Origin of the sequence: Nocardioides epinepheli, assembly GCF_037936805.1 — a bacterium.
In the GTDB taxonomy this organism is placed as follows: domain Bacteria; phylum Actinomycetota; class Actinomycetes; order Propionibacteriales; family Nocardioidaceae; genus Nocardioides.
The window spans coordinates 190993-203761 of record NZ_JBBMMC010000005.1 but is presented as its reverse complement, the minus strand read 5'-3'; the positions used below and the strand labels follow the sequence as shown (position 1 = coordinate 203761).

Here is a 12769-nt window from a genome sequence, read left to right as displayed (position 1 = left end):
ACCTCATCGGTCGCCCGAGATGCTCAGGCCGCGGCGAGGATGTCGACGACGAAGTACAGCGTCGAGTTCGCCGGGATGTCCTCGCCCTGGGCCTGGTCGCCGTAGCCCTCCTCGGGCGGGATCCGCAGCAGCACGCGGCTGCCCACGGTCTTGCCGACCAGGAGCTTGTCCCAGCCGGCGACGACCTGGCCGACACCGATGCCGGTGGCGAAGGGCTCGGCGTCGAAGGACTGGTCGAAGGGCTTCTCGCCGTCATAGACCTGGCCGAGGTAGTCCACCACGATCAGCTGGCCCTTCTGGACCTCGGGTCCGTTGCCCTTCTTGACCGTGGCCGCGATGAGCGTGTCGGCCTTGTTCTCCTTGGTCGGCTCCGGGACGCCCTGGAAGTCGAGCGCACTCGGCACGCCCTTGGTGTAGACGATCTTCGGCGCCCACGACGGCGAGGGCTGCGACTCGTCCTTGAGCCGCGGCTGCTGCTCGACGTCGAGGATGTCGGCCACCAGGAGCAGGCCGTCGTCGTTGCCGATGTTGTCGGCGGCCAGCGCCGGCGAGAGTGCCAGCTCGCCGAAGAAGGCCTCGGTGTTGCCGGTCATCACCAGACGGCTGCCGCGGGTGACGTCGGTGCCGATGTGGTCGGAGAGGAAGGCCGCGATGACGTCGGAGAGGGTCTGCGGGTCGCCCTCGGGCGCCTTGCCCACGGTGAGCCGGACCCCGGCGGTGTCCTCCCCGAAGGTGTCGACCGCGGTCTTGCGGGTGTAGCCGTCGGCGAGGGCGAAGTTGACGAACACGGTGTCGCCGTCGGCCAGCGCGGCGCCGTCGCCCTCGATCGCGGTGTCGGTCTCGAGCTTGCCGGCCTCCATCCGGTCCTTCCACTCGATCTTGGGCGCCGTGCCGACGTCGCCGCTGATCGAGACCGCGTCGAGCCGGTCGGCGAAGGTCAGGCCGTTGCCGGGGGTCTCGGAGCCGCACGCGGCGAGGAGGCCGGCGAGAAGGAGCAGAGGCGCGACGAGCGCGGCGGGACGACGGAGGCGTCGGAGCACGGATCAACCTTCACAGACGTACAGGGCGGGCGGACGCGGAGCGGTGGGAAGCCTACCTGGGTGGTGTCCACCGATCGGCATCACGGCCCGGCGCGTGGCCGGGTGTTCGCGGCTCACATACCTTCGATGAGGCGCTGCACCCGCTCGTCCTCGGCCCGGAACGGGTCCTTGCACAGCACCGTGCGCTGGGCCTGGTCGTTGAGCTTGAGGTGGACCCAGTCGACGGTGAAGTCGCGTCGCTTCTCCTGCGCCTTGCGGATGAACTCGCCGCGCAGCCGGGCCCGGGTGGTCTGCGGGGGCACCGACTTGGCCTCGAAGACCTTGAGGTCGGTGGTGACCCGCGCCACGGCGCCGCGCTTCTCCAGCAGGTAGTACAGGCCGCGGTTGCGGTGGATGTCGTGGTAGGCGAGGTCGAGCTGGGCCACGCGGGGATGACCCAGCGGCAGGCCGTGCTTGGCGCGATAGCGCTCGATGAGCTTCCACTTGATGACCCAGTCGATCTCGCGGTCGACCAGGCCGAGGTCGTCGGACTCCACCGCCTTCAGACCGCGCTCCCACAGGTCGAGCGACCGTTCGATGATCGGCGTGCTGATCCCGCGGCGGTCGACGAAGTCGCGGGCCTTGGCGAGGTACTCCCCCTGGATGTCCAAGGCGCTGGCCTCGCGGCCGTTGGCGAGCCGGACCCGACGCCGTCCGGTGACGTCGTGGGAGATCTCCCGGATCGCGCGGATCGGGTTCTCCATCGTGAGGTCGCGCATGACCACGCCCTCCTCGATCATCCGCAGCACGAGGTCGCAGCTGGCCACCTTCAGCATCGTGGTGGTCTCGCTCATGTTGGAGTCGCCCACGATCACGTGCAGCCGGCGGTACTTCTCGGCGTCCGCGTGCGGCTCGTCGCGGGTGTTGATGATCGGGCGGGAGCGGGTCGTCGCGCTGCTGACGCCCTCCCAGATGTGCTCGGCGCGCTGGCTGACGCTGTAGCCGGCGCCGCGCGGCGTCTGGGTGACCTTGCCGGCTCCCACGACGATCTGCCGGGTCACCAGGAACGGGATCAGGATGTCGGCGAGCCGGCTGAACTCGCCGGCCCGACCGACCAGGTAGTTCTCGTGGCAGCCGTAGGAGTTGCCGGCGGAGTCGGTGTTGTTCTTGAACAGGTAGATCTCCCCGGCGATCCCCTCGTCGTGGAGCCGCTGCTCGGCGTCGAGGAGCAGGCCCTCCAGGACCCGCTCCCCCGCCTTGTCGTGGGCCACCAGCTCGCCGATGTCGTCGCACTCGGGCGTGGCGTACTCCGGGTGGCTGCCGACGTCGAGGTAGAGACGTGCGCCATTGCGCAGGAAGACGTTGCTGCTGCGCCCCCAGCTGACCACCTTGCGGAACAGGTAGCGCGCGACCTCGTCGGGGCTCAGGCGCCGCTGCCCCTTGAACGTGCACGTGACGCCGTACTCGTTCTCGATCCCGAAGATCCGCCGGTCCATGACCAGACCCTACGACCAGCCACCACGGATCGGGGCGTGGAACCGCGGTGTGGATCGGCGCAGAATGCCTGGCGCATCGATAGTCCCGGCCGTTTGGGCCCCTCTTACGGAGGATCTGGGGCCTGAACGGCCGGGACTATCGCATCTGAGAGCTACTCCGAGGACGGCGGGGCGATCGGAGGCTCCCCGGAGTTCGGGTCCTCCAAGGGCGCGACCTTGCCGCTGACCTGGTCGGTCGGGTCGGCGGGGTCGTCGGACGTCGAGGTGGTGGAGGCCGTGATCGAGCCGCCGCCGCCCATCCCGACCTCGCTGGTCTCGGGGCCGGCCGGCGTCGAGGGCCCGCGGTCGCCGAGGAGAGCGTCGAGGCGCGCCGGGGAGAGGCGGACGAACTTGCGGATCTGGCTCCGGGTGCGGTCGAGGACGGCGACCTCGAGATCCTCGGTCGGGATGACCCGCTCGCCCTTCTCGCTCTGCCCGAGCGCGGTGACCGCCGCGCGCAGGGCGTACTCCAGCGGCGCGGCCTCGGTGTAGCTGGCCTCCAGGCTCTTCACGACCGGCTCGGTCTGGCCGCCCATCACCGCGAACCCGTGCTCGTCGGCCACCTGGCCGTCGTAGGTGAGCCGGAAGAGCTGGTCCTCGGTGGCGTTCTCGCCCACCTCGGCCACGAAGATCTCGACCTCGTAGGGCTTCTCGCCGCCGTTGGAGAAGATCGTGCCGAGGGTCTGGGCGTAGGCGTTGGCCAGGCCGCGTCCGGTGACGTCGCGGCGGTCGTAGGCGTAGCCGCGCATGTCGGCCAGCCGGACCCCGGCGATGCGCAGGTTCTCGAACTCGTTGTAGCGCCCGACCGCCGCGAAGGCGATCCGGTCGTAGATCTCCGAGACCTTGTGCAGGGCCTGCGAGGGGTTCTCCGAGACGAACAGGATGCCGTCGACGTAGGGCACGGCGACGACGGACCGACCGCGGGCGATGCCCTTGCGCGCGAAGTCGGCCCGGTCCTTCATGACCTGCTCGGGCGAGACGTAGAACGGGGTGCTCATCGTGCGGACCCTCCGTTCGGCTCGGTGGTCAATGGCGCCGCAGGACCGTCAGGGCGCACCATCCGCTCGCGGATGACGCGGTCGGCGATCGTGGCGACGTCGTCGTCGCTCATCCGGTTGCCGCCCTCGGCGGTGATGATCTGCACCACCGGGAAGATCCGGCGGGTGAGGTCGGGGCCTCCCGTGGCGGAGTCGTCGTCGGCGGCGTCGTAGAGGGCCTGGATGACGACCTCGACGCACGTGGTCATGTCGAGGTCGTCGCGGTAGAGCTTCTTAAGCGAGCCGCGGGCGAACAGCGAGCCGGAGCCCACCGAGTGGAACGAGGTCTCCTCGTAGCGCCCGCCGGTGACGTCGTAGCTGAAGATGCGGCCCTTGTCGACGCTGAGGTCGTAGCCGGCGAACAGCGGTACGACCGCGAGCCCCTGCATCGCCAGCGGCAGGTTGGCGCGCAGCAGCGCCGAGAGCCGGTTGGACTTGCCGTCCATCGAGAGCGTGGCGCCCTCGATCTTCTCGTAGTGCTCGAGCTCGACCTGGAACAGCCGCACCATCTCGACCGCGAGGCCGGCGGTGCCGGCGATGCCGACCGCGGAGTACTCGTCGGCCGGGAACACCTTCTCGATGTCGCGCTGGGCGATGACGTTGCCCATCGTGGCGCGGCGGTCGCCGGCCAGGACGACGCCGCCGGGCCAGGTGGCCGCGACGATCGTGGTGCCGTGCGGGGCCAGGTCGCCGGCGTGCGCGTCACTGCCGGGCGCGAGCACCCGGCGTCCGGGAAGCAGGTCGGGCGCCTGCTCACCGAGGAACTCGCTGAAGCTCGACATGCCGGGACGCAGGTAGGCGGCGGGGAGACGGGTGTCGCTCACTGGCCGCCCTTCTGGATGAACGACTTCACGAAGTCCTCGGCGTTGGACTCGAGGACGTCGTCGATCTCGTCGAGGATGTCGTCGACATCGCTGTCGAGGGCGTCCTTACGCTCGGCCACGTCCGTCTCGGGGGCGACTTCGGTGGTCTCCTCGGTCTCCTGCGACCTGCGCGGTTGCTTCTGCTCCTGGGCCATGAGACGACCCTATCGAGTGCGGCGTGATCGCGTGACGCCTCGGTCAGGATCCGGTGAGTGCGGTGAACATCTCCTCGGCGGTCTCGCACCGGTCGAGGAGTTCGCCCACGTGGGCCCGCGAGCCGCGGAGCGGGTCGTTGGTGGGGACGCGCTGCAGCGACTCGCGGCCGGGCAGGTCGAAGATCACCGAGTCCCACGACGCGGCGGCCACGTGATCGGCGTACTTCTCCAGGCAGCGGCCGCGGAAGTAGGCGCGGGTGTCGGTGGGCGGGTCGTGCATGGCGTCGTCGACCTGCTCCGGGGTCAGCAGGCGCTCCATCCGGCCACCGGCGACCAGGCGGTGGTAGAGGCCCTTCTCGGGCCGGATGTCGGAGTACTGGAGGTCGATGAGCTGGAGCTTGGCGTCGTCCCAGTCGAGGCCGTCGCGCGATCGGTACTGCTCGAGCAGCTTGAGCTTGGCGACCCAGTCGAGCTCGGTGGCCAGGAGGAACGGGTCGCGCTCGAGCCGGTCGAGCACCGACTCCCAGCGTTCGAGGACGTCGACGGTCTGCCGATCGACGTCGGCGCCGTAGCGGTCCTCGACGAACTTGCGAGCCAGGTCGAGGTACTCGAGCTGCAGCTGGATGCCGGTGAGCCGGCGTCCGTCCTGGAGCAGGACGGTCTGCTGCAGGCTCGGGTCGTGGGAGATCGCGCGCAGGCCGGAGACGGGGCCCTCGATGCTCAGGTCGACGGGGATGAAGCGCGCCTCGATCATCGCCAGGACCAGTGCCGTGGTGCCGACCTTCAGGTAGGTCGAGACCTCCGAGAGGTTGGCATCGCCGATGATCACGTGGAGGCGGCGGTACTTCTCGGGGTCGGCGTGCGGCTCGTCGCGGGTGTTGATGATGGGGCGCTTGAGGGTGGTCTCGAGTCCGACCTCGACCTCGAAGAAGTCGGCGCGCTGGCTGATCTGGAAGCCGTGCTCGCGACCGTCCTGGCCGATCCCCACCCGGCCGGCGCCGGTGACCACCTGGCGGCTGACGAAGAACGGCGTCAGGTGGCGCACGATGTCGCCGAACGGCGTCGATCGGCGCATCAGGTAGTTCTCGTGCGCGCCGTAGGAGGCGCCCTTGTTGTCGGTGTTGTTCTTGTACAGGCAGATCTGCGGCGATCCGGGGAGCTGCGCGGCCCGGCGGGCGGCGTCGAGCATCACCTGCTCGCCGGCCTTGTCCCAGCGGACGATGTCCAGCGGGGTGGTGACCTCGGGCGTGGAGTACTCCGGGTGCGCGTGGTCGACGTACAGGCGCGCGCCGTTGGTGAGGATCACGTTGGCCAGGCCGAGGTCCTCGTCGGTGAGCTGACTGGCATCGGCGACCGCCCGCGACATGTCGAACCCGCGTGCGTCGCGCAGCGGCGACTCCTCCTCGAAGTCCCACCGGGCGCGCCGGTCCAGGGCGGTCGCGCTGGCGTAGGCGTTGACGACCTGGGAGGAGGCCACCATCGGGTTCGCCGTGGGCTGCCCGGTGACCGAGATGCCGTACTCCACCTCGGTGCCCATCACCCGCCGCACACTCATCCGGGGTCCCCGACGAGTCGTGCCGCGCGCGAGCGCAGCGAGCTGGACGCGCAAGATTGTGCGGTGGTGCTCATACCGACGAGCCTACGGGAGTCACCGGCACCGAACTGTGGATAGCCGCACGCTGACCCGTCAGCCATAGCGGACGGGTCAGCGTCAATGTGCGGGTGACCCGTCAGCTATAGCGGACGGGTCAGCGTCAATGTGTGGGTGACCCGTCAGCCATAGCGGACGGGTCAGCGTGGATGGGGCTCAGGCGTCGGAGCGGGTCTTGACGACGACGGCCGCGATGCCGGCGGCGACGAGCAGGGCGATGAGCAGCTTCTTCACGGGTTCTCCCAGGGATTGGAGTCGAGACGTCGGTCGTCGTCATTGGTAGCACGACGCCGAAGCGGCCGGTGCGGAATCTGTGGACTCCTAGCCGGAGGTCCCTTCGCGTCCTCGGTCCTCCTCGCGCAGGCGCGGGGTCGTGGTGAGCTCGGGCCGGAAGCCGGTCTTGTCGGCGTAGAACGCGCGGATCCGGTCCATGTCGGCGCCGACGTCGCCGGTGAGCTCGAAGGTGGGGCCCCAGCCGACGGTGCGCGAGGGCCGGTCGAGGTAGGCCAGGGTGACCGGGATGCCGGTCTGCTGCGAGATCCGGTAGAAGCCGGACTTCCAGTAGTCGCTCTTGCTACGGGTGCCCTCAGCGGCGATGCCGAGCAGGAAGGTCTCGTCGGTCCGGGCGTCGGCCAGGAGCGCCTTGATGGTCTCGGCGGGGTTGGCGCGGTCGAGCTCCACGGCGCCGGTGGCGCGCATGATCGGTCCCATCGGCCCCTTGAAGAACGAGTTCTTCACCAGCAGCCGGATCTGCACCGAGCTGTCCCAGGCCAGGAGCATCGTGAGCACCCAGTCCCAGTTCGAGGTGTGCGGTGCGCCGACCAGGATGCCGCGCCGCGGCACGGTGCCGGTGGTGCGCCATCCCGAGAGCCGCAGCAGGCCGCGAGCGAGGGTCCGGCGGATCAGGAACGGGCGAGCCATGGCGGTGAAGGTACCGCCACCGCGCCGCTGAGGCACACTGATCGGCATGCGGGTGTGGGACGAGCGGGTGGTGCCGTGGATCGTCGACCGGGCGCTGCGCGGCCGGGAGATCGGCGAGCTGCGGGCCGAGATCTGTGCGGGGCTGTCCGGCGAGGTCATCGAGCTCGGGTTCGGCAGCGGACTCAACCTGCGCCACCTCCCACCCGCGGTGACGCGGATCGACGCCGTGGAGCCCTCGGATCGTGGCTGGGAGCTGTCCGCACGCCGCCGCGACCGCGAGTCGACGCCGGTGCGCCGGATCGGGTTGGACGGACAGCACCTCGCCGCACCCGACGACAGCTACGACCACGCCCTGTGCACCTTCACGCTCTGCACGATCCCCGACCCGGCCCTCGCACTGCGCGAGGTACGTCGCGTGCTGCGGCCAGGCGGCACCCTCGCCGTCCTCGAGCACGGGCTGGCTCCGACGTCGCGCATGGCCGCCTGGCAGCGCCGGATCGACCCTCTCCAGCGCCGAGTCGCCGGCGGATGCCACCTCAGCCGCGACGTCCGTGGTCTTCTCGACGCCGCCGGCTTCGACACCGCGACCATCCGCACCGACTACCTGCCCGAGGGCCCGCACTCCCCGTGGAACTTCGGCTACCGCGGCCGCGTCGACGTCAGGGGCGAGCAGGAACCAGGACGCCCCGAGCCGCGGTGACCGCGACCCGGGGCGCCCGGGCGATGCGCAGAGGTGCCTGACGTCAGAGGTACCTCAGAGGTACTGGCCGGTGTTGGCGACGTTGTCGATGGACCGACCCGGCTCGGTGCCCTGCTTGCCGGTGATGAGGGTGCGGATGAAGACGATCCGCTCCCCCTTCTTGCCCGAGATCCGCGCCCAGTCGTCGGGGTTGGTGGTGTTGGGCAGGTCCTCGTTCTCCTTGAACTCATCGACGCACGCCTGGAGCATGTGCGAGACCCGCAGGCCGCGCTGGTCGTGGTCGAGGAAGTCCTTGATCGCCATCTTCTTGGCGCGGTCGACGATGTTCTGGATCATCGCGCCGGAGTTGAAGTCCTTGAAGTACAGGACCTCCTTGTCGCCGTTGGCGTAGGTGACCTCGAGGAAGCGGTTCTCCTCGGTCTCGGCGTACATCCGCTCGACGGTGGCCTGGATCATGCCGGCCACGCACGCCTCCGGCGACCCGCCGAACTCGGCGAGGTCGTCGGCGTGCAGCGGCAGCGTCGGGACGAGGTACTTGCTGAAGATGTCGCGCGCCGACTCGGCGTCGGGCCGCTCGATCTTGATCTTCACGTCCAGTCGGCCCGGACGCAGGATCGCGGGGTCGATCATGTCCTCACGGTTCGAGGCGCCGATGACCAGCACGTTCTCGAGCAGCTCGACGCCGTCGATCTCGCTGAGCAGCTGCGGCACGATCGTGTTCTCGACGTCGGAGGACACCCCCGAGCCGCGGGTGCGGAACAACGAGTCCATCTCGTCGAAGAACACGATCACCGGGGTTCCGGTGGAGGCCTTCTCGCGCGCCCGCTGGAAGACCAGGCGGATGTGGCGCTCGGTCTCGCCGACGTACTTGTTGAGCAGCTCGGGGCCCTTGATGTTGAGGAAGTAGGACTTCCCCTCCTGGCCGGTCTTGGTGGCGACCTTCTTGGCCAGGCTGTTGGCGACGGCCTTCGCGATGAGGGTCTTGCCGCACCCGGGAGGCCCGTAGAGCAGCACGCCCTTGGGCGGCTTGAGCTGGTGGTCCTTGAACAGCTCGGGGTGCAGGTAGGGCAGCTCGACGGCGTCCTGGATCTGCTCGATCTGCCCGCCGAGGCCGCCGATCGACTCGTAGGCGATGTCGGGCACCTCCTCGAGCACGAGCTCCTCGACCTCGGACTTCGGGACGACCTCGTAGACGTAGCCCGCGCGCGCATCGAGCAGCAGCGAGTCGCCGGCCCGCAGGGTGAGCTCCTTGAGGGGGTCGGCCAGTCGGACGACGCGCTCCTCGTCGGCGTTGGCGATCACGAGCACCCGCTCGCCGTCGGCGAGCACCTCCTTGAGCATGACGACGTCGCCGACCTGCTCGTACTCCATCGCGCCGACGACGTTGAGGGCCTCGTTGAGCATGACCTCCTGGCCGCGGCGCAGCTCGTCGAGCTCGACGCCGGGGCTCACGTTGACCCGCAGCTTGCGGCCGCCGGTGAACACGTCAACGGAGTCGTCGTCGTTGCGCCCCAGGAAGGTGCCGAAGCCGGCCGGCGGCTGCGCCAGGCGGTCGACCTCCTCCTTGAGCTTGGTGATCTGGTCGCGGGCCTCGCGCAGGGTCTGTGCGAGCCGCTCGTTCTGGGACGTGACCGCGGCGAGCGATCGCTGGGTGTCCGCGAGCCGGAGCTCGAGGCCTCGCGCGCCGATCGGGCTGTCGGAAAGGCGCCGGCGTAGCTCGGAGACCTCCGACTCGAGGTAGCGCACCTGGGCGATCAGCTCCGCGGGGTCCCGGTCGCCACTGCCACGGCTGGGGCCGTCACTCATGCTCGACATTCGACTCACCTCCTGTCCTAGCGACCCTACCTGCGCGCGGGGGCAGCGCGAGGGGTTGCCGTGCCGATGCTGGTCACATTTGGGTCACCGGCGCTCAGGCTCACGCGGAGTGCTACCGGGCGTAGCGCCGGGCGAAGTTCCCCAGGATCGTCATCGGATGACTGACCGCCACCGCGCGCGAGGCAGCGCGCAGGGCGCCGGACTCCTCGGGCGCGAAGTAGCCGTAGGTGGCGTAGGTCTCGATCCGGGTCTCGATGCCGGCCAGGTCGAGCTCGGGGTGGAACTGGGTGGCATAGACGTTGGCACCGACCCGGAAGGCCTGCACCGGGCACGCCACCGACGTCGCGAGCCGCACCGCGTGCCCGGGCAGCACGGTGAGCGCCTCCTTGTGGCCGCCGTAGGCCGCGAAGTCGCGCGGCAGGCCGGCGAAGAGCGGGTCGTCGGCCCCTGCGTCGGTGAGCGTCACCGAGAGCGGGCCGACCGGCTCGGGATGCGACCGGTCGATCAGGCCGCCCTGGTGACTGCCCAAGGTGCCGATCCCGTAGCAGGCGCCAAGGAAGGGGAAGTCGGCCGCGACCACCCGATCGAGCAGCCCCCACAGGTCCGCCTCGGCCCGCTGCTGCGCGGGAGACTTCGCGGCGACGTCGTCGGAGTAGGTGAACGAGCCTCCGCCCAGCAGGATCCCCGACCAGTCGTCGAGGGAGACGTCGAGCGGCTCCACGCCGAGCTGGATCCGTGGGAGGTCGGCGCGCTCGACGCCGAGGAAGCGCGCGAAGGCCGCGTGCTCGTCGTCGGCGGCGGCCGGCTCGGCACGGATGGAAAGCAGGAGGAAGGGCTTCACCGCGGCGCGTCCTCGCCCGTCTCGGCCGTCTCGCCCGCCTCGGCCCGGGGGCCGGTGTAGTCGGGTCCGTAGGCGCCCGGTGCGGGCCGCCGCTTCTTGACCGGCGCCTTCTGCCCCGGCGCCATCCGGCGTGCGGTCACCAGGAAGGCCGTGTGCCCGATCATCTTGTGGCCCGGCCGCACGGCCAGCCCCTCCACGTGCCAGTCGCGCACCAGCGACTCCCACGCCTGCGGCTCGGTGAAGCCGCCGTGGACCCGGACGGTCTCCACGAACCGCGACAGCTGGGTGGTGGTGGCGACGTAGGCGCACACGATCCCGCCGGGGCGCAGCGCGTCCGCGGCGGCGTCGAGGCACTCCCAGGGCGCGAGCATGTCGAGGATGATCCGGTCGCACCGCTCCCCCGTCGCCGGGAGCGCCTCGGCCAGGTCGCCGAGGGTGAGGGTCCAGGCCGGGTGGCTCTCGCCGTCGGGAGCGCCGAAGAACTGGTCGACGTTGCGTCGCGCGATCTCGGCGAACTCCTCGCGCCGCTCGAAGGAGTGGACCCGACCGAACGGACCGACGGCGCGCAGCAGCGAGCAGGTGAGCGCGCCCGACCCGACACCGGCCTCCACGACGTCGGCGCCGGGGAAGATGTCGGCCATCGCGACGATCTGGGCGGCGTCCTTCGGGTAGACCACCGCGGCGCCGCGCGGCATCGAGACGACGAACTCCGAGAGGAGCGGGCGGAACACCAGGTACTCGCCCCCCGAGGAGGCCATCACTGTGAAGCCCTCCTCGCGCCCGATCATCTCGTCGTGCTCGACGTGCCCGCGGTTGGAGAAGAAGCGCTTGCCGGGCTCGAGACACAGGTTGTGCCGGCGTCCCTTGCCATCGACCAGGCGCACCCACTCGCCGGCGCGCAGCGGGCCGCGGTGGACGCCGGACCAGGCTGCGGGAGGGACATCGGGGCCGTCGGTGGGGCCGTCAGGGTGGCTGTCGGGGGCCGGTTCGGACGTCGTGGACACCGCGGAACCGTACCGGGTGGGTCGCCGATCAGCCGCGTTCGGGACGGGCGCGGTGCCCCACGGCGGCGTCGAGGTCGTGCATCGAGACGACGCCGCGCAGGCCGCCCGCGGCGTCGATCAGCAGGTACGCCGACGCCGGACGTCGCTGGACGGCTGCGAGCAGGCCGTCGCCGGTGACGTCTGCGGGCAGGCAGAGCCCGTCGTCGAGGGGGTCCGCGGCAGTGGAGGTGGCGACCCATGGCCGCCGTTCGTCGGGTGTCGCGTCCAGCCGGGTCTCGACCACCAGGCCCAGCGGTCGGCCCGTCGGGTCGACGGTGACGATGCCGCCGGCGTCGGACTCCGCCGCGCGGCGCAGCGCCTCTGCCAGCGGGAGGTCGGGGGCGACCTGCAGCACCGCGCGCGCGAGATCGGCCGGCACGAGCGCACCGACCTTCAGCCGGAGCCGGTTGATGGCGAGCTCGCTGCCGGCGACCGTCCACAGCAGCAGCGCGAGAGCCGCACATACGACCACCACGGCGAGACGGGGCGGATCACCGGTCACGAGCTGGCTGACCACCGGGAGGACGAAGACCGCCACGGCGACCGCCCGACCGCACCAGGCGGCCGCTATCGCTCCCCGCCGGGGCGACCCGGCCAGCCGCCAGGCCAGCGCCTTGACCATCCGCCCGCCGTCGAGCGGTGGCGCCGGCACCAGGTCGAGCAGCCCCAGCACGAGGTTCGCCAGGACGAGCGCCTCCAGGAGCAGGGCGAGGATGCCGTCCTCGACCAGCAGCCGCCCGCCCAGGGCGGCTGCGCCGAGCAGGAGCGAGACCATCGGCCCGACGACGGCGATCGTGAACTCCTCGCCCGGCGACCCGGCCTCGCCCTCCAACGCCGTCCGGCCGCCGGTGGCGCTCAAGGACACCGAGTCGACCCGTCGTCCGTGGCGCTTGGCCGCCAGGGCGTGGGCACCCTCGTGCACCAGGGCAGCCGCGTAGACGAGCACGCCCACCAGCGCACCGGCGACATAGACCCACGGCGTACCGAGTCCGGGAACGACGTCGGCCGCACGCGGAGCAAGGACCACCGCGAGCACCCCGATGACGAGGAGACAGGACGCCGACACCACCACCGGGACGCCGCCGACCGTGGCGACGCGGTAGCTGCCTGGGGGGCGGGACATTGCTACAGCCTAGGGAATCAGCGGTTCGCTAGCGGCAGTGTCGGTAGCGGAGCCTACGCTGGCGGC

At 70.6% G+C, this 12769-nt stretch carries 12 protein-coding genes; 1 reads left to right on the top strand and 11 read right to left on the bottom strand.

The features are described from left to right. Window positions 1–23: 23 nt before the first annotated feature. The 7 genes from WMR31_RS09045 to WMR31_RS09015 all read right to left on the bottom strand — a co-directional run bounded on the left by WMR31_RS09045 (window position 24) and on the right by WMR31_RS09015 (window position 7181). Window positions 24–1040: an FKBP-type peptidyl-prolyl cis-trans isomerase gene (locus WMR31_RS09045; RefSeq protein WP_340538469.1), complete on the bottom strand. Its 1017-nt coding sequence runs from the start codon at window positions 1038–1040 to the stop codon at window positions 24–26. A 113-nt stretch (window positions 1041–1153) separates the two neighbouring features. Beyond that, window positions 1154–2515 carry a Pup--protein ligase gene (gene pafA / locus WMR31_RS09040; RefSeq protein WP_340538468.1) on the bottom strand — a complete coding sequence of 454 codons (1362 nt, stop codon included), beginning with the start codon at window positions 2513–2515 and terminating at the stop codon, window positions 1154–1156. Between the two features lie 152 nt (window positions 2516–2667). Further along, the gene (gene prcA / locus WMR31_RS09035) at window positions 2668–3552 is read right to left on the bottom strand and encodes a proteasome subunit alpha (protein WP_340538467.1); all 885 of its coding nucleotides are present in this window, start codon (window positions 3550–3552) and stop codon (window positions 2668–2670) included. After that, a complete protein-coding gene (gene prcB, locus WMR31_RS09030; RefSeq protein WP_340538466.1) occupies window positions 3549–4415 on the bottom strand; it encodes a proteasome subunit beta in 867 nt (288 codons plus the stop codon). Before prcB ends, prcA begins: the two co-directional genes overlap by 4 nt. Next, on the bottom strand, window positions 4412–4609 hold the full coding sequence (locus tag WMR31_RS09025; protein ID WP_340538465.1) for a ubiquitin-like protein Pup: 198 nt from the start codon (window positions 4607–4609) through the stop codon (window positions 4412–4414). Before WMR31_RS09025 ends, prcB begins: the two co-directional genes overlap by 4 nt. A 43-nt stretch (window positions 4610–4652) precedes the next feature. Beyond that, on the bottom strand, window positions 4653–6164 hold the full coding sequence (gene dop / locus WMR31_RS09020) for a depupylase/deamidase Dop (protein ID WP_340538464.1): 1512 nt from the start codon (window positions 6162–6164) through the stop codon (window positions 4653–4655). 417 nt (window positions 6165–6581) lie between these two features. After that, complete coding sequence (locus WMR31_RS09015) at window positions 6582–7181, bottom strand: lysophospholipid acyltransferase family protein (protein WP_340538463.1); 600 nt, start codon at window positions 7179–7181, stop codon at window positions 6582–6584. A gap of 46 nt (window positions 7182–7227) precedes the next feature. Here WMR31_RS09015 and WMR31_RS09010 point away from each other — a divergent pair, with 46 nt between their 5' ends. After that, window positions 7228–7881: a class I SAM-dependent methyltransferase gene (locus tag WMR31_RS09010; RefSeq protein ID WP_340538462.1), complete on the top strand. Its 654-nt coding sequence runs from the start codon at window positions 7228–7230 to the stop codon at window positions 7879–7881. A gap of 54 nt (window positions 7882–7935) precedes the next feature. On the opposite strand, the gene arc is transcribed toward WMR31_RS09010, so the two are convergent. From arc to WMR31_RS08990, 4 genes are all read right to left on the bottom strand, one after another. Beyond that, entirely contained in the window at window positions 7936–9687 is a 1752-nt protein-coding gene (gene arc, locus WMR31_RS09005; RefSeq protein ID WP_340538461.1) for a proteasome ATPase, read from the bottom strand. Between the two features lie 121 nt (window positions 9688–9808). Then, window positions 9809–10537, bottom strand: coding sequence for a glutamine amidotransferase (locus WMR31_RS09000; protein WP_340538460.1), 729 nt, complete (start codon window positions 10535–10537; stop codon window positions 9809–9811). Then, window positions 10534–11439, bottom strand: coding sequence for a tRNA (adenine-N1)-methyltransferase (locus tag WMR31_RS08995; protein WP_340538552.1), 906 nt, complete (start codon window positions 11437–11439; stop codon window positions 10534–10536). The genes WMR31_RS09000 and WMR31_RS08995 overlap by 4 nt, the downstream gene beginning before the upstream one ends. 130 nt (window positions 11440–11569) lie before the next feature. After that, complete coding sequence (locus tag WMR31_RS08990) at window positions 11570–12703, bottom strand: M50 family metallopeptidase (RefSeq protein WP_340538459.1); 1134 nt, start codon at window positions 12701–12703, stop codon at window positions 11570–11572. Window positions 12704–12769: the final 66 nt, after the last annotated feature.

What these genes read in the sequence shown, in the direction of transcription:
- pafA (WP_340538468.1), bottom strand. Translation starts at nt 2,515, where the DNA reads ATGGACCGGCGGATCTTCGGGATCGAGAACGAGTACGGCGTCACGTGC.
- prcA (WP_340538467.1), bottom strand. Translation starts at nt 3,552, where the DNA reads ATGAGCACCCCGTTCTACGTCTCGCCCGAGCAGGTCATGAAGGACCGG.
- WMR31_RS09025 (WP_340538465.1), bottom strand. Translation starts at nt 4,609, where the DNA reads ATGGCCCAGGAGCAGAAGCAACCGCGCAGGTCGCAGGAGACCGAGGAG.
- dop (WP_340538464.1), bottom strand. Translation starts at nt 6,164, where the DNA reads ATGAGTGTGCGGCGGGTGATGGGCACCGAGGTGGAGTACGGCATCTCG.
- WMR31_RS09015 (WP_340538463.1), bottom strand. Translation starts at nt 7,181, where the DNA reads ATGGCTCGCCCGTTCCTGATCCGCCGGACCCTCGCTCGCGGCCTGCTG.
- WMR31_RS09010 (WP_340538462.1), top strand. Translation starts at nt 7,228, where the DNA reads ATGCGGGTGTGGGACGAGCGGGTGGTGCCGTGGATCGTCGACCGGGCG.
- arc (WP_340538461.1), bottom strand. Translation starts at nt 9,687, where the DNA reads ATGAGTGACGGCCCCAGCCGTGGCAGTGGCGACCGGGACCCCGCGGAG.
- WMR31_RS08990 (WP_340538459.1), bottom strand. Translation starts at nt 12,703, where the DNA reads ATGTCCCGCCCCCCAGGCAGCTACCGCGTCGCCACGGTCGGCGGCGTC.